Raw genomic sequence first — 20,243 nt, 5'->3', positions numbered from 1 at the left:
TCCGATCGGTCGTTAGTTCGGGGCGCTGGCACGGACGGTCCGTTCCCCGGTTACGGTGACGAAACAACCGGCCATCCGGAAGGAAACGGAGAGGTCCATCGTGTCGACGCGCTGTGCCTGTTCGACGAGGCGCGCCAGCGATTCGACGTCGATCACGTCGTACAGGCGGTCGTCGATGCGGTCCGGCTCGATGTCCCGTTCTTCGGCGACGGTCGTCACGATGTCCCAGCAGAGTGTGTCGGCAATGTCCGAGTTCATCTGTCTGATTGTATGCAACGCCGCCGGGGGCATCCCGATTGTGTCGACGTGTATGGCATGTCAATCGAGTCGGCACTACTCACGTAGTACCGTGCCAAGAACCGTCACAGTGCCCTCGAGCGCGCGGCGGGCGGTCGGTCGAGGCCCGCGCTCACTCGTCCGCGTCTGAGTCGGTGGTCGTACTGTCGTCGAGGTCGGCGATAGCGTCGACGACGAACGATCTGGCCGTCGAGCGGATCCGGTCCGCCGTCTCAGGATCACGCGCCTCCGCGGTCACGCGGATCAGCGGCTGAGTCCCCGAGGCCCGGATCAGGAACCAGCCGTCGTCGACCTCGACGCGGACGCCGTCGATCCCGGTCACGTCGTCGTACGACTCGCGGACCCGCTCGGTCACGGCAGCCATCGTCGCCTCCGTCCGTGTCGTCTCGATCGCTTCGCGACGGATGGGATAGGTGGGAAGTTCGTCGGCGCGCTCTGAGAGTGGTCGGTCCGCCGCCAACACCGCGAGCGCGACGGCGGCGAGCGGGCCGTCGGGACAGCGGGTCTCGGTCGGGAAGATCCACGCGCCGGAGGGTTCGCCGCCGAACACGACGCCCTCCTCGCGGGTCCGATCGGCGACGTACGCGTCCCCGACGCGGGTTCGCACCACCGACGCTCCGCGTGCCGCAAGCGCGTCGTCGACCGCGAGGCTCGTGTCAACGGGCGCGGCGACGCGGTCCCCGGCGGCTACCGCCTGGAGCGCGAACACGGTCAGGAGCTCGTCCCCCGAGCGGAACCGGCCCGTGTCGTCGACGGCCATCATCCGGTCCGCGTCGCCGTCGTGCGCGATTCCGAGGTCGGCGCCACGCGCTGCGACGTGGGCGATCAGCCCGGTGCAGGCCTCCGCGGTCGGCTCGCTCGGCCGTCCCGGAAAACGGCCGTCGGGCTGCGCGTTGAGCGTCTCGACGGTCGCACCGAGTTCGTGGAGGACGTCGGCGGTGATCCCGCCGGTCCCGTTCCCCACGTCGACGACGGCGTGGAAGCCGTCGAGTTCGACGCCCGCGGCCGCCGCTCGGCGTCGACCGACCTCCAAGAGCGTACGCCTGTGCGCGTCCGCCGCGCCGTCCCATCGGGTCCGGTCACCGTGTCCATCCCAGTCGGCGAACGGTGTCACCTCCGAGTCGACGCGGCGCTCGATCGCCGCCAGCTGCGTCTCGTCGAACGCTTGACCGGACGGCGTCCACAGCTTGATCCCGTTGTCCTGTGGCGGATTGTGCGAGGCGGTGACCGCGACGCCGGCGTCCGCGTCTCGGGAGCCTATCGCCCGAGCGATCGTCGGCGTCGACGCCGTTCCCACGTCGATCACGTCCGCGCCGCACTCGGTCAGTCCGGCGCAGAGCGCGTCGACGAGCGCCCGGCCGGAGTCCCTGACGTCGCGACCGACCACGACCCGGTCCGCGTCAGTCGCGAGCGCGCGCGCAATGTCGAGCGCGAGGTCGGCGGTGACGTCGGATCCGACTCGACCGCGGACGCCGCTCGTTCCGAACATCGGTTACCGCCCGCCGCGGTCGGTTCGGTGGCGGTCGGGTCCGGTCGATCGGTCGCAACCCCCGGGGAGGTGAATCATCATGTGGGTTCGGTGGGTGCCCACGTGCCATTAGTAGCCGCAGCGTACCGGCCGCTCGGGGTGACGAGTACGCTCCGACGGGTCCGCAAGGAGACGACCGGCGTGTGCCCGGCTACCGGGCGCTCGCGAGCCGGTTCGCGACGCAGTCGCGATCGGTACGTATCCGCTCCGCGAGCTCCGAGACCGCTGCCAGCACGGGATATCGCGGCCCGTCAATCGGGGCGTACAGGTACTCGTAGAACCCGCGATCTCCCCCGGTGTCGACCGCGCCGACCGGGGACATCGGCGGGTCGGACAGCGTCGTCTGTCGGTTTGCCGCGATCTCGTCGCACTCCCGTTCGAGGTCGTCGAGCCGCTCCCAGACGTCGATCGCCGCGTCGGCTCCGGAGCCGGAGATGCCGTCGAGGTGTTCGATGAGGCACCGACGCCGCCGATCGACGCGGGAGAGGTCGTCTTCGAACGCTCGGAGCGAGTCGATCTCCTCGCCGATCGCGTCGGCGAGCGACGAGCGCGCCTCGGCCGCCCGCCGGCCGCGCCTGACGAGCGCCGACTTCGATCCCGCACAGAGGGTGCCGTCCGACGCCAGCGCGACCGTCGTGTCCGGACCCAGCTCAGCCGCGAGGCTCTCCGTGACCGTCTCGTCGTACTCCTGTCGGTAGTGGGGCACCGACATCACCGTATCGCGGTACGCCGCCAGCACGCGCCTGAGTCGCACGTCGCCGGCGGGGCCGACCCTGTCGACGGTGCGGACCGCGACCGCCGACCCATTGAGCCCAGACGTCGTCGATTCGGGGGGCGCCGAGTCGAGGGCGGCGACGCGGTCGGCGAACGCCTCGAAAGCGTCGCGCTCGGCGAGCACGCGCCGCCGCTCGCGTCGGTCGGCATCGATGGCGTCGTGGACGTACGCGAACGCGAGGAACGCCCCGAGACCGACGGCGACGACCGTGGCGACCACGACCGGTGCGGTCACCGCCGCGCCGGCCTCACACGAGAGGGTCGTGCACTCAGCCGTCGCCGCCGGGTCCATCGTCGGGATCCGGAAGGCGGTCGCAGTGCCTGCGTGCGCGCTCATAGGATTAGTTAACACACCCCATGCACAAATCACTTCCGTCGCTCATCGGCCCGGAATCTATGGGACGCAGCGGAACGGGGAAATTGCAAGGAGGCGAGCGAGAGCGGCCGAGCGGGCAGGCGACTTACTCGACGACGCCGTCGTCGGTGATCACGGTGTCGATCATCCCGATTGGGGTCGCGTCGTAGCTCGGGTTCTCGATCACGACGTCCTCGACAGGTTCGCGCATCACCTCGACCGCGTCGCGGAACTCGTTCTCGAAGCGGAACTCCTCGATCGTCTTCGCGCCCGAGCCGACCACCGTCACCGGGACGCCGAGTTCGCGCGCGGTGACGACCACGGGGAACGTCCCGATCCGGTTGTAGTACGTGCCGCCGGTGATACAGGTAATCCCGAGGAGGACGTGGTCGCAGTCGCGGAGCGCGTACCCCATGGCGCTGTCGACGACCATGCGGACATCGACGCGGGATATGCCAGCGAGCACGCGCGCCGTCTTCCGGCCGAGCGTTCTCGGACGCGCCTCCGTGACGTAGACTGTCAGGTGCGCGCCGTCGCGGGCGGCATTCTCGATGGACTCCAGCACCGTCGTCGAGTAGTCGTGGACCAGCAGCGTGTCGCCGTCCTCGATGCGCTCGGCCGCGATGGCCGCGGCCTTGCCCTTCGCCGTCTCGATATCGTCGACGACGCGGTCGATCGTGTCCTCGAGGAGCTGTTTCGCGTCCTCGACGCCGGTGGGCTCGCCGATGATTGAGCGCTCGACATCGCGCATCGCGTTGTGGAGCGCGGCGTGCGAGGGGTTCGACCGGCGGAGCACGCCCGCGTTGTGCTCTAAGTCGCGCTCGAACTCGTCAACGGTCACGTACTCGCGGTCGAGAAGCTCAGCGAGCGCCTGCGTCGCCTTCACTGCCACCGCCGACGTGCTGTGGGTCTGCATCGCCCGGATCTCGGCGACGGTCTCGTCGATCATAGGAGAACACTCGTCACGGCCGTTCAAAGGGATTCCGGGGTCTCGTCGGTCGGGTTTCGAGAGAAAACGGTTCGCACGACCCTGTTTCAGGCGTACTTCGCGACGACGTCGAGCACGTCGTCGAGTTCGTCGCCGTCCAGTGAGTAGCGCTCTTGGGCGAACACCGAGCGCAGTTCGGTGCGATCCGCGGGGAGGAGGTCGGCGATCTTTACCGCGGTCGGCAAGTCGATCTGTTCGAGCTCCGTCAGCTCTTCGACGAGATCGCGGGACTCGTCGGCGTCGAGCCGAGCGAACCGGTTGACGTGCTCGATGGCGCGGGCGAGCTCGTAGCGGAGGTCACGGTCCTCGTCCTCGGCGCGCTCTGCCTCGATGTCCACGAGGATTTCCTTCGCCTCGGAGATGGTGACGTACTCCTCGTCGACCTTCTCTTTGAAGATCGTCATCTCAGTTCTGCTGGGCGCTCATGTGGGCGGCGCGGACGATGAGCGTCTTCGTCTTCCCGCCGTCTGGAATCTCGACTTTGAACGCGGCGCCCTGCTTCCCCACGACGGTACCGGTGCGACCGTCGAAGCGCGGGTGGAACCGACCCTCCTGCACGCTGGGGTCGATCTTGAGGTGGACCTGCGAGCCGGCCTCGAACTCCTGAATGGCTCGCTGCGGCGGCGACGTGCCGCGGTCGCGCGGTTTGTTCGAGAGCTTGTCGCGGGTCGCCTTCTGGGGCCCATTGGAACTCGGCATGGTCTTGGGCTACGTTCCGCTGCCGCAGGTATAAATGGTGCGTTACGACCGTCGCCCGGGAGCGGGTACCACACCGCGAGTCGGGCCGGCTGTACGCGTCGGCGACGGCACCCGCCGAGACGTCGATGGCGGCGCTCCGGATCCCGCTGGCCGACGGTCGAGAGACCCCCGGAGCGGGCGAGAGAACTACCCTACGCAAGGCCCCCTATCGAAAGTGCTAATCCCGGGAGTTCCCTACCCGCTTCGTAATGAGTCATCAGTTGCCCGACGTTCAGGCGTCGGCACCCGACGTCAGCGTCGGGCTCTCGCAGGTCGGCGTCACCGGCGTGGAGAAACTCGTCAAACTCGCCCGGGAAGACCAGCGCCCCATCGTCCTCATGGCCGAGTTCGAGGTGTTCGTCGACCTGCCGAGCGGTCGCAAGGGGATCGACATGTCGCGGAACCTCGCGACGATCGACGAGATATTAGAGGATATCACCCGCGAGGAGGCGTACCGCGTCGAGGACGTCTGCGGCGACGCCGCCGAACGACTCTTGGAGAAACACGACTACACGACCACCGCCGAGGTCTCCATGACCGCGGAGCTGGTCACCCGTGAGAACACGCCGGCGTCCGGGATCGAGACGCAGAGCACGTCGACGATCATCGCCAGCGCGACCGCGACCGAAGAGGGAACCCGAGAGGAGATCGGCGCGGAAGTCACCGGGATGACCGTCTGTCCCTGCTCGCAGGGGATGAGCGAGTCCCGCGCCCGCGACAAACTCGCCGAACTGGGCGTCGACGAGGAGACGACCGAGGAGTTCCTCGACGCCGTCCCACAGCCGGGCCACTCCCAGCGCGGTCACGCGACGCTCACCGTCACCACCGACGGCCATCCCGACATCGACCTCCGCGACCTGATCGACGTGGCTCGCGACTCGATGAGCGCCCGGATCTACAACATGGCGAAACGGCCCGACGAGGACCACATGACCTACGAGGCGCACGCCGACGCAAAGTTCGTCGAGGACTGCGTTCGCGCGCTCGCGGAGGGGACGGTCGAGGAGTTCGACCACCTCCCGGACGACGCCGTGGTGCACATGAAACAGTCGAACGACGAATCGATCCACCAACACAACGCCCACGCCGAGCGCGAGGTCACGATGCGGGACCTGCGGACCGAACTGAACGCCCGCTGAGCCGGCCCGAGGTTCGCGAACCGACCGAACTCTCCTCGACCGGAAGCTCCTCGACCGACGTCACCCGAACGACAGCGGCTCCGCGTCCGCCCACCGCGGCTCGAACTGCTCTTTGACGCTCGTCGCGAACTCCGCGTCCTTCACGTCGATCATCGCGAACGGCTCGTCTCCCGAGAGGGGGTGAGGCACTTCGATGCACACCTCGATCCCGTCGAAGAGGTTGAACGTCCCGTCGACCCCGGGCGTCGTCCGAACTTCGAACCCGTCGACCTGCGAGAGTTCGGCGGTGTAGCGTCGGCCGACGCTCCGTGGCAACGCGTCCACCGCCTCCGGCGACAGCAGCACCCGGATCTCGACGCCTCGTTCCAGCGCCTCCTCTAGCTGGTTCGTCACTTGCTCGCCGATGGTCCCGAGATCGAATCCGGTCGCAGGCGCGCCGGCGACCACAACCATCCGGCGCTCGGCGGCCGCGATCCGCTCTAAGAGGAGGTCCGTGGCCTCCTCCGCACCGACCGCCGCGGTCCAAAACTGTCCGTCGACCGGTTCCCCCGCGTCGAGCTCCGTCGAGAGGTCGGCGACGACCTCCTCGTACTGCTCCGACTGCGTCTGGAGCTCACGCTTCTTCTCCTCGAGTAGGCGGTCGAGCGCGGCGTCGGGCTCGACGGCGGCGTACTTCTTCGGTCGGCTGGCTGCCTGGCTCCGGACGAGGTTGTGCTGCTCTAAGCTGTTTAACACGTCGTACACCCGCCCCATCGGAACCTCGCTGGCTCGCGAGAGGTCCTTCGCCGTCGTCGGTCCGGTACGAAGCAGGGCCCGGTACGCGCGCGCCTCGTACTCGGAAAGCCCCAGATCCCGGAGAGATGCCATACCATTTGATCTGGCGGCAGTGGCATAAACGCGTCGTCCGTTTACACGCGGTTAGGGTGGGAAGGCGCACACCGGTTCCGGACCACGGTCGACCGAACCGACAGAGCCGGTTTGCTGCCGGCGAGAACGTTCTGTTTCGCGTGCTATTCGGCGGTGTCGGCGATCCGGCGCATCAACTCGTCAGGCGTTTCCGCCGGGTCGGAGACCACGTCGCCGGCGAGCACGACCGCCGACCCGGCGGGGACCGAGCGCGGCGCCGGCGACCCCTCCGCGTGGGCGTTCGGCGCGACGACCTTCTCGTGGTCCGCGACCCGCCACGCGGCGCGGTGGAGGTCGCTCCCCGGTTCGTCGCCGACCGCGATGACGGTCGTGCCGCGGAGCAGTCGCCCGACGAGACTCCCGTAGCCGGCGACCTGCACGCCGAGTCGATCCGTGGCCCCCGCGAACGACGCCGCGGTCTCGCGGGCGACCTCGCGGTAGCGGTCCTCGCCGGTCAGGGCGGCCAGGTCGAGCAGCGCGGTCGCGAACTCGACGTTGCCATCAAGTGGGCGGAACGGACGGTCGAGCAGTCCCGCTCCCGACCGGGGGCCGTCCACGAACGAGCCGTCGACGCGAAGTCGATCTATCGCCCGGTCCGCGACCGAACGGGCGACGTCGGCGCCCTCGCCGAGGACACCGGCGGCCCGCACGTACGCGCCGACGACGCGGGCGACGTCGTCGAGCAGGTCCGACTCCCCGACTTCGTCGCTGCCGCGGTAGTGCGTCACCTCGCCCGTGTCGGCGTCGATCAGATCGCGTTCGAGGCCGTCGAGGATCCGGTCGGCGTATTCGCGAGCGTGCTCGTCGTCGGTGTACGCGGCGACCGCGAGCAACGCGTCGGCCGCGAGCGCGTTCCCGCCGGCGAAGACGGTCAGATCGCGACGGGGCGAGTCGAGATCGGCGCGGTCGTCGGCGGGCGCGGCGTAGTAAGCGCGGCCGAGCCCGGGTCCAAGGCTGCCGCCGACGCCGTAGCCGGTCCAGAGGTCGTCGGTGAGGAAGTCGACCGCGTCTGTCGCGGGCGCCAGGTAGGCCTCGTCGCCGGTGTAGAGGTAGGCGTTCGCGAACGCTCGGGTGACCGCCGCGTTCGTGTCGACGGGCTTCTCGTAGGCGACGTCGCCCCAGTCGCGGGTCCCCGCGAACCGGAAGAAGCCGCCGGCGACGTCGTCGGCGAGGTGGTCGCGCACCGCGTCGAGCGTCCGGAGGGCGCGGTCGCGGTCTCGCTTCAGCGCGAACTCGACGGTGCGGGGAAGCGGGAACTTGGCGTCCGTCCCCCAGCCGGCGTACTCCTCGTCGTACTTCACCTCCACCTGCCCGGCGAGGTGGCTCTCGATGGCATCGCTCAGGTCCCCGTGAGGCGGGAGGTCGGCGTCGAGCGCGCGGGGGACCCGCCCGGCCGAGCGACCCTTGTCGGTCCACAGCTGTCGGACGGACTCGAGCACCTGACGCATCCCGTCGACGTTGAGATAGCCCGCGCCGGTGAGGAGTTCGCCGTCGGGGGTGAGAAACGCCGTCGTCGGGAACCCGCCCATGTTGTACCGCTCACGCACTCGGGGGTGGCGGTCGACGTCGACCCGGACGGGAACGAACCCCTCGTTGACGTTGGCGGCGATCCGGGGCTCGGCGTACGTGACGGCGTCCATCTCGTGACAGCCCTCGCACCAGGTGGCGGACAGCGAGAGGAGGACCGGGCGGTCGCGCTCGTCCGCCTCGGCGAACGCCTCGGGCCCCCAATCACGCCACTCGACGTGCATCTCGTCGGTCATACCGAGAGTCGGGTCGGCCAGTGGGTAAGCGCTTCGAGACGGGGCCGGAGGACGGCGTCGAGGCCGAGCGACGATGGAAGCGCACGGGGGAGGAGGGAGCGTTCGAACGATCCGGTGCGTCTGGAGGGCGACGCCTCGCAGGTCAGCGGGTTGCCGGTCAGCGCTTGTGGTCGTGTCCGATCGCGAGCGCCAGCGCGTTCGCGAACAGCAGGCCGATGAACAGCAGTCCGGCGCCGCCGTCGAGTCCCATGTACAGCAGCACGGGATACGTGGCCGGGATGGCGATTGCGGCCCAGAAGGCCGCGGCTTTTACCGTGCCGGTCATCAGCCCGGCGACCCGTCGGCCGGAGGCGAGGCGCGTTGGAGCGGGGATCGACATTAGACGATTCTCTCTACGACGGGGGACCTCATATAGCCGGGCGAGGGTTCGGGGGTTTTCACCACGTTTCTCGACCGGTAGGGACGTTTTAAAAACGCCTCAGAAACGTTTTAATCGTTCATATCCGCATCTCATCCTTTTTCTGGAGAATATGCGAATCCGTGCGATCAACAGCGGCGACTCGCGTCGATCCGCGGATCGTCCGCGGTTTGGAGGCGCCGACGGCGCCGAGGCGACGGCGCGCGCACCTGCCGCGGAACCAACCGCTTTGGTCCTCCGAGCGAACCGAGGGGTATGACCGACACCGAGTCGACGGCGGAGTGCGGGGCGCACGACCGGGGACGACCCGTGACCGACGGGGGGCCGAAGCCGCGCGTCGCCGTCGTCGCCTGCGGCGGCACCATCGCGTCCGAACCGAACGACGGCGGCGCGGCGCCGGCGAAGACCGGCGACGACCTCGTCGCGGCGGTACCGGGCGTCGAGCGATACGCAACCGTGAGCGCCCGCGAGGTCTGCGCACAGCCCGGGTTCGACGTCCGCTGGCGCGACGTCCTCGCGACCGCGGCCGCCGCGCGCGAAGAAGTTGAGAGCGGCGCGGACGGCGTCGTCGTCACCCACGGCACCGACACGCTCGCCGACACCGCGTTCGCGCTCGACCTGCTCACCGACCTCGACGCGCCGGTGATCGTCACCGGGGCGCAGCGCCGGCTCGACGAGGCGTCCAGCGACGCGCCCGCGAATCTGACACTCGCGGTCCGGGCCGCCGCTGACGACCGCTTCGCGCCGGGCGTCCACGTCGCGTTCGACGACGAACTGCACGCCGCCCGCGACGTGATCAAGGGGCACAGCAACGCGCTGTCGACGATGACCTCGCCCGGGACCGGTCCGGTCGCGACCTTCACGCGCGCCGGATCGCGACTCGTTCGTGAGCCGCGGCGCGGGGTCGACGTCCCCCCGCTCGCCGACGCTATCGACGACGCCGAGGCCGTGCCGGAGGTGCCCGTGATCCACTCCGGGACGGGCGTCGGCGCGGGCGCGGTCGAACGCGCGGTCGACGCCGGGGTCAGCGGACTCGTGATCGAAGGGACGGGCCTCGGCAACGCGACGAGCGCTATCGGCGATGCCGTCGCCGATGCACTCCCGGAGGTCTCGGTCGTCGTCGCCGGACGCCCCCCGGCGGGTCCGACCGAACCGGTGTACGGGACTCCCGGCGGCGCGGTTACGCTGGCAGAGCACGGCGTGACGTTCGCCGGCGCGCTCCCGGCGTCGAAAGCGCGGATTGCGCTCGCGCTCGGGCTCGCTGCCGGCCTCGACCGCGATGAGGAAGGCGGCGAGGGTGACGTGCTCGGCGATCTGTTCGAGGCGCCCGGAGAAGACTGAGCGCCCGTGACGCGTTCGACGGGTCGTCGTTGACCCCGTCTAGACGCGGACCTCGATCAGCAGGTCCGACTCCGGGGACTCGCCCATGACGTCGCGGACCCGATCCCACGAGAGGTCCGCCCGGGCGGTCACCGTTTCGGCCGCGACGGCGCCGCAGGCGTTGGCGACGAGCAGCGGTACCTGGTAGTCGCGCGGGTCGTGCGAGAAGCCGCCGTCGACGATGTCAGGCTCGCGGAGGGCCGCGCCGAGGAACCCGGCCGCGAACGCGTCTCCCGCGCCGGTCGTGTCGATCGGGTCGACACCGAAACCGGGGTGAGAGACGTCGCCGTGAGGCGTCCGTATCGTCGCGCCCTCGCTCCCGAGCTTGATCGCGACCACGCGATCGTCGGGCTCCCACGGATCGATGTCGGTCGAGTCGGCCAGCGCGTCCGCCTCGGGGGCATTTAAAAAGAGCACGTCGCTGGCGTGGAGCGCGGCGTCGAACGCCCTGTCGCCGACGCGCCGACCGGGGTCGAAGCTGCGGGTCGCGCCTGCCTCGCTCGCGGCGGTCGCCAGCGCGGCCGCCGTCTCCGGCTCCTGGCCCGTGAGATGCAGGTGGTCGGCGGCCGCGAGGGTGTCGCGGTCGAGCCCGGCGGCCGTGAACGACTCGTTGGCGCCGTCGTTCGCCAGCATCAACAGCTCGCCGCCGCCGTCGACGATCACGTACTTCACCGAGGTGGGTTCGTCGGCATCGACGAGCACATGTCCGGGGTCGACGCCGGCGCTCGCGAGTTCGCGGAGCGCGAGCGCGCCCGACTCGTCGCCGCCGACGCTCCCGTACACGACCGACTGGCCGCCCAGGTCGACGAGTCCGACCGCGACGTTCGCGGCGCTCCCGCCTCCGGACTGTTCGAGGCGAGTGATCCGCGTCTCGCCGTCCGGCTCCGGCAGCTGATCGACGTGGATCGTCACGTCCCAGTTGATGTGGCCCGCGGCGATCACCTTCGGCGTGCGAGAAGACTCGTCGGGCACGAGGTCGGGGTCGTCGTCGATGGAGTCGTCGTCGATGGTGTCGTCCTCCCACTCGGAGACCTCCTCGTCCCACTCCGCGACCTCCTCCTCCCAGTCGTCGCCGACCTCGCTTTCTCCATCCTCGTCATCCTCGTCACGCCCGCTCATGGCTCCGCCCACGGCTCCGCGGCGCCCTCGCCGAACAGCTCGCGCATCAGCGTCACGATGCTCTCGGGCGGGAACTGGCCCTGCTCGGTGACGATCGCGTCCATGTACCGCGGCGGCGTCACGTCGAACGCCGGGTTCTCGACGTCGATCTCGCCGATCTCCTCGCGGGTCCCGGGATCGATCACCTCGTCTTCCGACCGCATCTCGATTTCGACGGTGTGGCCCGTGAGCGTCTCCGGGTGAAGCTTGATCGTCTGGGCGGCGGTCATGATCGGCACGCCGCGTTCGCGGGCGTTGACCGCGAGCCCAGAGGTGCCGATCTTGTTGATCACGCCGCCGTCCGCGGCGATGGAGTCGGCGCCGACGACGACGTGGTCGACCTCGTCGAGGTACCGCCGCGCCGCGGAGTCGACGATGAGGGTGACCGGGACGTCAACGTCGCGAAGCGCTTCGGCGGTGATGTGGCCCTGCTGGCGCGGACGGGTCTCCTTGACGACCGCCGAGATCGACTTCCCCTGCTCGACGGCCGCCTCGATGCACGCGAGCGCGTCCGTCGAGTGGCAGTGCGTCATCACCGTGTCGCCGTCGGCGAGGCGGTTCGCGCCCACCCGTCCGAGGTCCTCTTGCGCGCGGTCGAGCTGGCGGACGAACGCCTCGCTCGCGTCGACCACGCTCCGGCGGAGCGCGTCGACGTCGTCGCCCTCCATCCGCTGGAGGACGTATCGGAGGGCGTTCGGCAGCGAAACGGCGGTCGGCCGCGTCTCGTGGAGGGCCCTGGCCGCGGCGCGCATCGACGCGCGAAACGCGTCCGGGTCTGTCGCGGTCGGTCCGCTCGCCGCGGCCGCGCCGGCCTGCTCGGCGAGCGCCTCGGCCGCCGCCGACGCGATGGTCGCCGCACCGCGGATCTCCATCGTCGCGATCTTCTCGGCGGTCTCGCGCACCTCGGCCGCCGGCTCGTACTCGGGCATACCGATCCGGTAGCCGTCCGGGTATTTATATAACCGGGCGACTGTCGCCGAGCCGCCCCTACTCGGCGTCCGGCTGCTGTCCGTAGCTCTCGAACCGCTCCTCGACGGTCGCCAGTTGGTCGTCGGTGAGGACGTTCGGCTCGCCGACCGCCGACGCCCGGAGGTAGAGCCGGCAGAGGTCCTCCACGTGGCGGGTGTTCTCGACTGCGGTCTCCAGGTCCGGGCCGGTCACCACGAGTCCGTGATTCGCGAGGATAGCCGCATCGGAGTCGGCCGCGGCCATCGCACCGACGACGTTCGCGGCCAATTCCTCGGTCCCGTACGGCGCGTAGTCGGCGAGCGGGACCTCTCGGCCGACCGAGACGATCATGTAGTGAACGGGCGGCAGCTTCCGCCCGAGCGTCGCCATCGTCGTCGCCCACGGCGAGTGAGTGTGGACGACCGCTCCCGGCCGGTCGTGCTTATAAATGCCCGTATGCATCGGCACCTCGCTCGACGGTGCCATCCGGCCGGCCAGCCGCTCGCCGTCGAGGCCGACGACCGGCACGTCGTCGGCGTCGAAGGAGTCGTACGGGACGCCCGTCGGCGTCACCGCGACCGCGTCGCCGTCGCGGACACTGAGGTTCCCGGTCCGACCGGGCGTCAGATCGGCGAGCGCCGGCGCGTACTCAACGACCGCCTCGCGGGCGTCGCGGAGCAGGTCCGGGTCGGGGTCCGTCGCGTCCCAGGTCACAGCGCCACCTCCGTCAGGTCGGCGAAGGCGTCCAGTCGGTAGTCCGGCTGCCGGATCCCCTGCCGGTCGTCCGTCGCTTCGGGGTCGCCGTCGCCGTCGACGGCGGTCGCCCCCGCGTCGAACAGCGCCGTGTCCATTCCGACCGCGTTCGCGCCGCCGACGTCGGCGCCGACGTTGTCGCCGACCATCAGCGCCTCGCTCGGTCGGCAGTCGAACGCCGCGAGCGCGGCCGTGAACGGGAGCGCGCTCGGCTTCTCGCGACCCACCTCTTCGGAGGTGACGAGGCGGTCTATCCGGTCGTCTATCCCGAGGCGAGCGAGCTTCTGCAGTTGGACGCGGGCCGTGAGGTTCGTCACGATAGCGACGTGGGTTCCCGCCGACGCGAGGGCGTCGAACACGCGCTCGACGCCATCACAGAGCGTCATTTCGCTCGCGTATCCTTCCCAGTAGGCGTCGCCGAGCGCGAGTGCGGTCGCGGCGTCGTGCCCGTCCGCGTGGCGACGGAGCGCACGCTGAAAGTAGAGGTGCCGATTGTGCGAGGCGGCGGTGCCGCCGGTCTCGCGCTTCGTCGCCTGCCGCGCAGTCGTGTACAGATCGTCGAACGTCTCGCGGTCCATCTCGTACCCGTGCTCTCGGAACGCCGAGAGCGCCGCCCGCTTGCCCGCCTCGTTGCAGGGCGGGTACGGGTACAGGGTGTTGTCGAGGTCGAAACACACCGCCTCGTAGCTCATGTCCACACTCGGCCGGGGGGAGACTTAAATATGGGTCGACGAGGTGTGCCGAGCGGTCGCCCGCCCTCGCCGAGCGGTCGGTCGGTTACTGCTCGTTCATCGATTCACTGGCGATGTTGCGGCCGCGGGAGTTGAGCGCCACCTCGCGGCGCACCCGCACTTCCTCGACCACTTCGAGGCCGACGAGACGCTCGAACGTCTCCTCGACGTCGTCGACGCCCATCCCGAGGAACGACGGGATCTCGAACGGCGAGACGCCGGAGTACAGCGCCATCAGCACCTCCCGGTCGCGGCTGGAGAGGTCGACGTTCGTCGACGAGCGCTCCTCACCCTTCCGGAGCCACGCCTCGACGAACCGCATCCGGTTGGGGTCGCCGGCGACGTGCGTCTCGATGCTGGTGCCCTCGTCGTCGGTGTGCGACACCTCGATAACGGGTTTCTTCTCGCCGTTTACGGTTCGTTTGGCTGCGTCGAGGCCGCTGATATCGTCCAGATCGAACTCTACGAAGGCGCCGCTTTCTAAGGCCGCGTTGAGCCCGTTCTCGTCGATCTTTACCCGGGCCTGCTCCCACTTGGTGTCTTGGACGACGCCGCCCTCGATGGCGGGGTGTTTGGCCATCACCGTCCGCTGGTCGAGCAGCGCTCGGTAGACGTCGCGCTCGAACACCTCGTGTTCGGCGGCGGCGACTAACAGCACCTGGTTGCCGAGGTCGAAGCTCACGTAGTTGGAGACGCGCGCGACCGACTGGTTGGCGTCGTGGCGGCCGCCCAGTCCCTGAAGCTCCGAGAGTGGGATCGTACGCTTCCCGTCGTTGCCGGCGAGGATCAGTCGTCGGTTCGAGAGGAGAACCCGCCCGGGCGTCCACGACACGTCGCTCACCTTCCGACCCTCGCGGACGGCGACCGCGAAGCGCCCCTGGGTGTCCGTCACCTTGTACTCGCCGTCGTTGGACATTTACGGCCCCCCCGCCCGAAGCTTGGACACCGCGGAGAACACCCGCTGCCGGACCGCGGAGCTCTCGTCGTCGGTGAGGTCTTCGAGCCGGTTCAGCGTCTCCTGCCCCCCGACCTGTCCGAGGACGAACACCGCCTTCGCTCGTGCGTCCTCCGGGTGCTCGGCCCCGATGCGGTCGAGCAGCCGGTCCTCGACGATCGGTCCGCCGAGGCTCTTGAGGCTTGTAGCCGCGAACTGGGCGGTCTGCGGATCCTCGTCGGCAAGCGCGTCCGCGAGCGCCTCGACCGCGTCCGCCGACTCCGGCTCGGCGGCACGGCCGAGGATCCACGCAGCGTTCCGTCGCTGGCGGCTCTGTTGGCCGTCCGTGAGGATCTCGACGAGCGGCTCGACGACCGTGGCGTCGTCGGCCGACTTCAGTTCGGAGACGACGCGGTCACGGACTGCGTGGCTGTGTTCGGTCGGGACGTTCGACAGCAGTTCGATGACGGAGTACACCGCGGCGTTCCGGACGGCGGCGCTCTCGTCGCCGAGCGCCCGCGCCAGCGGCTCGACCGGCTCGGGGGTGTTCGCCTTTCCGAGCGCGCCGGCGGCGATCCGTCTGAGCGGCTCGTCGCCGTCGTCGAGGAGGCCGAGCAGCGGCGAGAGCGCCTGGTCCGTCCCCACGCTCGCGAGCGCGTTCGCCGCGGCCCGCCTGACCCGCGGGTCGTCATCGGCGTTCAGCCGCGTCGTCAGCGCCGGGACCGACCGCGGGTCGGCGAACGTCCCGCAGGCCTGGCAGGCGCGGAGCCGCACGCGCGGGTCCTCGTCGTCGAGCGCCCCGACGAGGTGCTGCACGCTGCTCGGGTCGTCGAGTCGGGCGAGTGCGTTCGCGGCTGCCATCCGAAGCTCCGGGCGATCGGCCTTGAGCGCGCGGGCGAACTTTCGTGCGGTGACCCACGCCGCTTCGGAGCCGCCGGTACCGGTAAGCTCGGAGAGCAACTGTTCGAGCGCCTCCTGCCCCAACTCGTCGAGGGCGTCGACCGCGGCCCCTCGGACCTCTGCGTCCTCGTCCTTCGTCGCCGCCCGGAGGAGGGCGTCAATCGTTACCTGCTCGTCGATGTCGCCGACCTCGCCGAGGAACTCGGACGCGCGGCGCCTGACCGCGGCGCTGTCGCTGCCCAGCGCGTCCCTGAGGCGTTCCGAGTTCCCGTCCCGGGCGTACTGGTACAGCGACATCAGACCCTCCCGAACACCCGCCGGCGCTTGTCGATCGGGTCGTATCTGTCGGAGCGGTCCGGGGGAATGCTCTCGGTCATGCCGAGGACGAGGACGCCGTCGTCGGCCAACGACGCCTCCAGCGTGTCGAACAGCGCTCCCTTGTGGTCGACGTCGATATAGATCAACAGGTTTCGGCACAGCACGATGTCGAAGGGGTCGCGCGCGCCGTCGCGGATGAGGTCGTGGGTCTCGAAGTCGACGAGGCGCTTGACCGTCGAACGCACCCGGAACGAGTCGCCGTCGCGCTCGACGTACCGATCAGGGTCCGAGAGCGGCGCCAACTCCTCCGCGATGTCGGTCGTTCGAGTCGTGTGGTAGACGCCCGTGCGAGCGTTGTCGAGCGCCTCCTCACTGATATCGGAGCCGAGCACGGAGAGCCGCGACTCGTCGATATCGGGGTCGTCGCAGGCCAGCATCGCGACCGTGTACGGCTCCCGACCGTCCGCCGAGGGCGCCGACCAGACCCGGACCCGCCGCTGCTCGCTCGTCCGGTCGCGGAGCACGTCGCGGAGGACGTCCCACATGTCGGGGTTGCGGAAGAACTCCGTCACGTTGATCGTGAGCGCGTCCATCAGCGCCTGCCGCTCGCCGTCGTCTTCGCGGAGCAACCGTTCGTACTCAGTGTGCGACTCGGTGTCGCGTCGGCGCATCCGCGCCGTGATCCGGCGGTCGAGGTACGACTCGTTGTAGTAGCCGGGTTCGAACGGGACGGTGTCGTCTATCCGTCGAAGAACGCCCTGGAAGGGGGTCTCGCCGCTCATAGGCTCACCACGTCGAGCACGGCCACGACGTCGCCGTCGCCGAGGACGGCCGTCCCGCTGAGCCCGGGCGTCCCCGACAGCGGGCCGTCGAGCGGTTTCACCACCACTTCCTCCTGGTCTAACACCGCGTTGCAGTGCAAAGCAACCTGTCGCGTCTCCTCGCGGATGCGCACGAGCATCCCCTCGTTGGCCACGCCGCCGTCGGTCGTCGCGGCCTCGGTGTCGACCGGTGGGACACCTTCTCCGCGGGCGTCTCCGGCGAGATTGGGCGCCGAGGGACCGCCGACGCCGGTTCCCGCCGCCGCGGCGCCGTTGGCCGCGAGGCGCTCGTTCAGCCGGATGACCGGGTAGAGGTCGTCCTCGTGGCGGACGATTTCGTCGCCGTGGACCTCCTCGACGTCGTCGGCGCGTGCGACCTCGGCGATCGACTTGATCGGGATGCCGTACTCCGTCCCGCCGACGTCGACGAACATCACCTTCACGATGGCGACCGTGACCGGGAGCCGGAACCGGACCGTCGTCCCCTCTCCGGGGGTGCTATCGACCGAGACGGAGCCGTCGAGGTCGCGAGCGGTCGTCCGGACCACGTCCATCCCGACGCCGCGGCCGGAGATGTCGGTGACCTCCTCCGCGGTGGAGAAGCCGGGGTGGAAGACGAGGTCGTACGCCTCGTCGTCGTCCATGGCTTCGACCGCCTCGCGGCTCTTGACGCCCTCGTCGACGGCCTTCTCGCGGAGCTGGTCCGGGTCGAGCCCGCCGCCGTCGTCGGCGACCTCGATGATCACGTGGTCGCGCTCGTGCTCGGCCGAGAGCCTGACGCGTCCGGTCGGCTCTTTGCCGGCGGCCTCGCGCTCGGCGAGCGACTCGATCCCGTGGTCCACCGCGTTCCGCAGGACGTGGACGAGCGGGTCGCGCATCTCCGTGAGGATCGTTCGGTCGAGTTCGACGTCGGCACCCTCGATCTCGAAGTCGATCCGCTTGTCGAGGTCCCGCGAGATGTCGCGGACGAGCCGGGGGAACGAGTCGGACACCTGCGAGAACGGGATGAGGCGCATATCCATCGCGGTGTCCTGTAGACTGGAGGCAAGCTTGTCGAGCTCGTCTACGGCGTCCGACTGGACGTCGGCCGACTCCAGTTCGCGGCGGAGCTTGATCCGGCTCGTCACCAACTGCTCGACGAGCCCGTACAGCTCGTCGACCTGGTCGACGTCGACTCGGATCGACTTGATCTCGTCGCGGTCGGCCTTCACAGAGGGAGAACCGGCCTGATCGTCCGAATCGGACTGGTCACTCGAACCGGCGGCTCCCGACTCGGCGTCAGTACCGTCCGGCTTCGTAGGGTCGTCGGACCGGCACGGGGGGGCCGTGTCCGGGTCGGCCGCCTCCTCGACACTGCCATCGACATCGCCGGTGCCGCCCTCAATGACGGCCGTCGCGATCGACTTCACTTGGGTGAGTGCGCCGATCCCCTCCGCGACCACGTCGGGGTCGGCGCCGGAGACGAAGACGTCGAACCGCTCGTCGTACTCGCCGTCCTCCAGCGCCGCTGGGTCCGGGTCGGTAGCGTGACCGTCGAACTGGCCGTCGAGCGCCTGCAACACGAGCGCGGCGTCGACGCCGGCCATCGCCGTCTCGCCGATCGTCACGTCCGCGTAGACGACGGGAGCGTCGAGACTCGCGGCGCTCGCGGGAAGGTCGGGGACGGAGAGGTCCGTCTCGTCCTCCGCGTCGGTCCCGGCGTTGTCCGCGGCGACGTCGGCGACGGTCTCCTCGGTCTCCGTCGTGTCGGCGCTCTCGCCGCCTTCGACATCGGGGGCGTCCGACGAGTCGCCACCGACGGTTCCGTGCGCTTCCATCTCGCGGAGCCGCGCCTCCAGATCGGAGGGGTCGGTCGTCATCTCGCCGTCGTCGGATATCTCCGCGACCATCGCTTCGATCGTGTCGACGCCCTCGAAGAGGAGGTCCATCAGCTCCGGCGTCACCTCACGGTCGCCCCGCCGGACCGCGTCGAGGAGGTCCTCCAGCGCGTGGCCGAAGTCCGAGACGCCGTCGTACCCCATCGCCGCGGCATTCCCCTTCAGCGTGTGGGCGACGCGGAACACGTCGTCCATCGCCTCGGCGTCCTCGGGGTCGGCCTCTAAGGCGAGCAGCGCGTTGTTGAGGTCGGTGATCCCGTCTTCCGCCTCGGCGACGAACGCATCGCGGTGGGAGTCCATCAGGCCGCACCCCCCACTACCGCGCCGGCGATGTCGTCGAGGTCGCACACTTCGTCGACGCTCCCCGTCTCCACGGCTCGCTTCGGCATCCCGTAGATGACGCAGGTCTCCTCGCTCTGCGAGATGGTTCGCGCTCCCGCGTCGGCCATCGCCTGAATCCCCACTGAGGCGTCGGCTCCCATCCCGGTCAACACGACGCCGACGAGCGAATCGTCGACCACCTCGGCCGCCGAACGCATCGTCACGTCCGCTGCCGGCGTGACCGACTGCGAGTCGTCCTCGACGAGTTTGACACGGAGACGACCCGCGCGGTAGCTGTCGATCCGGGTGTGACTCCCGCCGCGAGCGACGATGGCCTCACCGGTGCCGAGCCGCGTCCCGTCGCTCGCCTCGCGCACGTCGTACGCCGACGCCTCGTCGAGTCGGTCGGCGAACCGCGAGGTGAACGCCTCCGGCATGTGCTGGACGATGACGACGCGGCAGTCGGTCATCGGCAGGGCCGACATCACGCGTTCGACCGCGTTCGGACCGCCGGTCGACGCGCCGATCACGACCGTCAGCGGCGCGTCGACGTCGACCGTCTCGCCGACGGACGAGCCGGTCGCGCCCGCCGAGGGGCGCCCGGGTCCGGTCGACGAACCGCTTGCACCGCCGCCGAGATCGCGCTCCCGGCGGCCACGCGTCGCCGCGGCAAGGTCCGCGTCCGCTACCGACTTGACCGCCTCCACGAGCTGGTCCGATTCGCGGGAGACGCCGGTCGATACCTCGCCGCCGGGCTTCGCGAAGAAGTCGACCGCACCGCGTTCGAGCGCCTCGAGCGTCACTTCCGCGCCCTCCGCGGTGTGCGCGGACAGCATCAACACGGGCGTCGGCGTCTCCTCCATCAGCCGCTCGACGGCCTCCAATCCGCCCATTCCGGGCATCTCGACATCCATCGTCACCACGTCCGGACGCGTCTCGGCGACCACCGACAGCGCCTCCGCCCCGTCGCCGGCCTCACCGACCACCGTCACTCCGGCGTCGGTCAGGAGATCGGCGATAAGCCCCCGCATAAACGGCGAATCGTCGACGACGACCGCTCGCACGGTGTCGTCGCGACCGCCCCGCCGATCCGTCGTCCTACTCATGTGCGAAAGCGGACTCAGAATCAGCATAAATGCATGGACCCGGTAATCACCCCTGATAATTCAAGGGACACGGTTATTGGCCCCTTCGAA

General features: G+C 69.6%; 20 protein-coding genes. 2 read left to right on the top strand and 18 right to left on the bottom strand.

Annotated elements, in window-relative coordinates:
• Positions 1-12: 12 nt before the first annotated feature.
• The 6 genes from ACNS84_RS07655 to ACNS84_RS07630 all read right to left on the bottom strand — a co-directional run bounded on the left by ACNS84_RS07655 (position 13) and on the right by ACNS84_RS07630 (position 4,641).
• Positions 13-258, bottom strand: a complete 246-nt coding sequence (locus ACNS84_RS07655; protein WP_435074250.1) for a HalOD1 output domain-containing protein — start codon at positions 256-258, stop codon at positions 13-15.
• A gap of 151 nt (positions 259-409) precedes the next feature.
• Positions 410-1,786, bottom strand: a complete 1,377-nt coding sequence (glmM, locus tag ACNS84_RS07650; RefSeq protein ID WP_435074249.1) for a phosphoglucosamine mutase — start codon at positions 1,784-1,786, stop codon at positions 410-412.
• 190 nt (positions 1,787-1,976) lie between these two features.
• Positions 1,977-2,936 (bottom strand): DUF7260 family protein, encoded by a 960-nt coding sequence (locus ACNS84_RS07645; protein ID WP_435074248.1) that lies wholly within the window; start codon positions 2,934-2,936, stop codon positions 1,977-1,979.
• Between the two features lie 124 nt (positions 2,937-3,060).
• Positions 3,061-3,903 carry an eIF2B alpha/beta/delta subunit family protein gene (locus tag ACNS84_RS07640; protein ID WP_435074247.1) on the bottom strand — a complete coding sequence of 281 codons (843 nt, stop codon included), beginning with the start codon at positions 3,901-3,903 and terminating at the stop codon, positions 3,061-3,063.
• Positions 3,904-3,989: 86 nt separating this feature from the next.
• Positions 3,990-4,346 (bottom strand): RNA polymerase Rpb4 family protein, encoded by a 357-nt coding sequence (locus tag ACNS84_RS07635; RefSeq protein WP_435074246.1) that lies wholly within the window; start codon positions 4,344-4,346, stop codon positions 3,990-3,992.
• Position 4,347: 1 nt separating this feature from the next.
• On the bottom strand, positions 4,348-4,641 hold the full coding sequence (locus ACNS84_RS07630) for a 50S ribosomal protein L21e (RefSeq protein WP_092564854.1): 294 nt from the start codon (positions 4,639-4,641) through the stop codon (positions 4,348-4,350).
• Positions 4,642-4,889: 248 nt separating this feature from the next.
• Here ACNS84_RS07630 and mptA point away from each other — a divergent pair, with 248 nt between their 5' ends.
• Entirely contained in the window at positions 4,890-5,819 is a 930-nt protein-coding gene (mptA, locus tag ACNS84_RS07625; protein WP_435074245.1) for a GTP cyclohydrolase MptA, read from the top strand.
• A 60-nt stretch (positions 5,820-5,879) separates the two neighbouring features.
• Here the strand turns inward: mptA and ACNS84_RS07620 are convergent, their stop codons facing one another.
• The 3 genes from ACNS84_RS07620 to ACNS84_RS07610 all read right to left on the bottom strand — a co-directional run bounded on the left by ACNS84_RS07620 (position 5,880) and on the right by ACNS84_RS07610 (position 8,867).
• A complete protein-coding gene (locus ACNS84_RS07620; protein ID WP_435074244.1) occupies positions 5,880-6,686 on the bottom strand; it encodes a TrmB family transcriptional regulator in 807 nt (268 codons plus the stop codon).
• Positions 6,687-6,829: 143 nt separating this feature from the next.
• Positions 6,830-8,488 (bottom strand): DUF255 domain-containing protein, encoded by a 1,659-nt coding sequence (locus ACNS84_RS07615; protein WP_435074243.1) that lies wholly within the window; start codon positions 8,486-8,488, stop codon positions 6,830-6,832.
• A 157-nt stretch (positions 8,489-8,645) separates the two neighbouring features.
• On the bottom strand, positions 8,646-8,867 hold the full coding sequence (locus ACNS84_RS07610) for a DUF8028 family protein (RefSeq protein ID WP_435074242.1): 222 nt from the start codon (positions 8,865-8,867) through the stop codon (positions 8,646-8,648).
• Between the two features lie 294 nt (positions 8,868-9,161).
• Here ACNS84_RS07610 and ACNS84_RS07605 point away from each other — a divergent pair, with 294 nt between their 5' ends.
• Positions 9,162-10,247 (top strand): asparaginase, encoded by a 1,086-nt coding sequence (locus ACNS84_RS07605; RefSeq protein ID WP_435074241.1) that lies wholly within the window; start codon positions 9,162-9,164, stop codon positions 10,245-10,247.
• A 39-nt stretch (positions 10,248-10,286) separates the two neighbouring features.
• Here the strand turns inward: ACNS84_RS07605 and ACNS84_RS07600 are convergent, their stop codons facing one another.
• The 9 genes from ACNS84_RS07600 to cheB form a co-directional block, all read right to left on the bottom strand.
• Positions 10,287-11,405, bottom strand: a complete 1,119-nt coding sequence (locus ACNS84_RS07600) for an ATP-dependent ribose-1-phosphate kinase (protein ID WP_435074240.1) — start codon at positions 11,403-11,405, stop codon at positions 10,287-10,289.
• Positions 11,402-12,373: a ribose 1,5-bisphosphate isomerase gene (locus ACNS84_RS07595; protein WP_435074239.1), complete on the bottom strand. Its 972-nt coding sequence runs from the start codon at positions 12,371-12,373 to the stop codon at positions 11,402-11,404. The genes ACNS84_RS07600 and ACNS84_RS07595 overlap by 4 nt, the downstream gene beginning before the upstream one ends.
• A gap of 58 nt (positions 12,374-12,431) precedes the next feature.
• Positions 12,432-13,106, bottom strand: a complete 675-nt coding sequence (locus tag ACNS84_RS07590; protein WP_435074238.1) for a ribulose-1-phosphate aldolase — start codon at positions 13,104-13,106, stop codon at positions 12,432-12,434.
• Positions 13,103-13,837, bottom strand: coding sequence for a ribulose-1,5-bisphosphate 5-phosphatase (locus ACNS84_RS07585; protein ID WP_435074237.1), 735 nt, complete (start codon positions 13,835-13,837; stop codon positions 13,103-13,105). The genes ACNS84_RS07590 and ACNS84_RS07585 overlap by 4 nt, the downstream gene beginning before the upstream one ends.
• Before the next feature lie 85 nt (positions 13,838-13,922).
• Complete coding sequence (locus ACNS84_RS07580; RefSeq protein ID WP_435074236.1) at positions 13,923-14,792, bottom strand: CheF family chemotaxis protein; 870 nt, start codon at positions 14,790-14,792, stop codon at positions 13,923-13,925.
• A complete protein-coding gene (locus ACNS84_RS07575; protein WP_435074235.1) occupies positions 14,793-16,007 on the bottom strand; it encodes a HEAT repeat domain-containing protein in 1,215 nt (404 codons plus the stop codon).
• Complete coding sequence (locus ACNS84_RS07570; RefSeq protein WP_435074234.1) at positions 16,007-16,810, bottom strand: CheR family methyltransferase; 804 nt, start codon at positions 16,808-16,810, stop codon at positions 16,007-16,009. The genes ACNS84_RS07575 and ACNS84_RS07570 overlap by 1 nt, the downstream gene beginning before the upstream one ends.
• A complete protein-coding gene (locus ACNS84_RS07565; protein WP_435074233.1) occupies positions 16,807-19,026 on the bottom strand; it encodes an ATP-binding protein in 2,220 nt (739 codons plus the stop codon). The genes ACNS84_RS07570 and ACNS84_RS07565 overlap by 4 nt, the downstream gene beginning before the upstream one ends.
• The gene (cheB, locus tag ACNS84_RS07560) at positions 19,026-20,153 is read right to left on the bottom strand and encodes a chemotaxis-specific protein-glutamate methyltransferase CheB (RefSeq protein WP_435074232.1); all 1,128 of its coding nucleotides are present in this window, start codon (positions 20,151-20,153) and stop codon (positions 19,026-19,028) included. The genes ACNS84_RS07565 and cheB overlap by 1 nt, the downstream gene beginning before the upstream one ends.
• Positions 20,154-20,243 lie beyond the last annotated feature (90 nt).

Source organism: Halorubrum wangae, from assembly GCF_051194135.1.
In the GTDB taxonomy this organism is placed as follows: domain Archaea; phylum Halobacteriota; class Halobacteria; order Halobacteriales; family Haloferacaceae; genus Halorubrum.
The sequence above is the reverse complement of the archived record's forward strand: the minus strand, read 5'-3'. Positions and strand labels throughout refer to the sequence as shown.

Excerpts from the sequence above, each read along its gene's own strand:
- ACNS84_RS07640 (WP_435074247.1), bottom strand. The coding sequence starts at position 3,903 with ATGATCGACGAGACCGTCGCCGAGATCCGGGCGATGCAGACCCACAGC.
- ACNS84_RS07620 (WP_435074244.1), bottom strand. The coding sequence starts at position 6,686 with ATGGCATCTCTCCGGGATCTGGGGCTTTCCGAGTACGAGGCGCGCGCG.
- ACNS84_RS07600 (WP_435074240.1), bottom strand. The coding sequence starts at position 11,405 with ATGAGCGGGCGTGACGAGGATGACGAGGATGGAGAAAGCGAGGTCGGC.
- cheB (WP_435074232.1), bottom strand. The coding sequence starts at position 20,153 with ATGAGTAGGACGACGGATCGGCGGGGCGGTCGCGACGACACCGTGCGA.
- ACNS84_RS07570 (WP_435074234.1), bottom strand. The coding sequence starts at position 16,810 with ATGAGCGGCGAGACCCCCTTCCAGGGCGTTCTTCGACGGATAGACGAC.
- ACNS84_RS07565 (WP_435074233.1), bottom strand. The coding sequence starts at position 19,026 with ATGGACTCCCACCGCGATGCGTTCGTCGCCGAGGCGGAAGACGGGATC.
- ACNS84_RS07575 (WP_435074235.1), bottom strand. The coding sequence starts at position 16,007 with ATGTCGCTGTACCAGTACGCCCGGGACGGGAACTCGGAACGCCTCAGG.
- ACNS84_RS07645 (WP_435074248.1), bottom strand. The coding sequence starts at position 2,936 with ATGAGCGCGCACGCAGGCACTGCGACCGCCTTCCGGATCCCGACGATG.
- ACNS84_RS07615 (WP_435074243.1), bottom strand. The coding sequence starts at position 8,488 with ATGACCGACGAGATGCACGTCGAGTGGCGTGATTGGGGGCCCGAGGCG.
- ACNS84_RS07580 (WP_435074236.1), bottom strand. The coding sequence starts at position 14,792 with ATGTCCAACGACGGCGAGTACAAGGTGACGGACACCCAGGGGCGCTTC.
- ACNS84_RS07630 (WP_092564854.1), bottom strand. The coding sequence starts at position 4,641 with ATGCCGAGTTCCAATGGGCCCCAGAAGGCGACCCGCGACAAGCTCTCG.
- ACNS84_RS07595 (WP_435074239.1), bottom strand. The coding sequence starts at position 12,373 with ATGCCCGAGTACGAGCCGGCGGCCGAGGTGCGCGAGACCGCCGAGAAG.
- ACNS84_RS07610 (WP_435074242.1), bottom strand. The coding sequence starts at position 8,867 with ATGTCGATCCCCGCTCCAACGCGCCTCGCCTCCGGCCGACGGGTCGCC.
- ACNS84_RS07605 (WP_435074241.1), top strand. The coding sequence starts at position 9,162 with ATGACCGACACCGAGTCGACGGCGGAGTGCGGGGCGCACGACCGGGGA.
- ACNS84_RS07635 (WP_435074246.1), bottom strand. The coding sequence starts at position 4,346 with ATGACGATCTTCAAAGAGAAGGTCGACGAGGAGTACGTCACCATCTCC.
- mptA (WP_435074245.1), top strand. The coding sequence starts at position 4,890 with ATGAGTCATCAGTTGCCCGACGTTCAGGCGTCGGCACCCGACGTCAGC.
- glmM (WP_435074249.1), bottom strand. The coding sequence starts at position 1,786 with ATGTTCGGAACGAGCGGCGTCCGCGGTCGAGTCGGATCCGACGTCACC.
- ACNS84_RS07655 (WP_435074250.1), bottom strand. The coding sequence starts at position 258 with ATGAACTCGGACATTGCCGACACACTCTGCTGGGACATCGTGACGACC.
- ACNS84_RS07585 (WP_435074237.1), bottom strand. The coding sequence starts at position 13,837 with ATGAGCTACGAGGCGGTGTGTTTCGACCTCGACAACACCCTGTACCCG.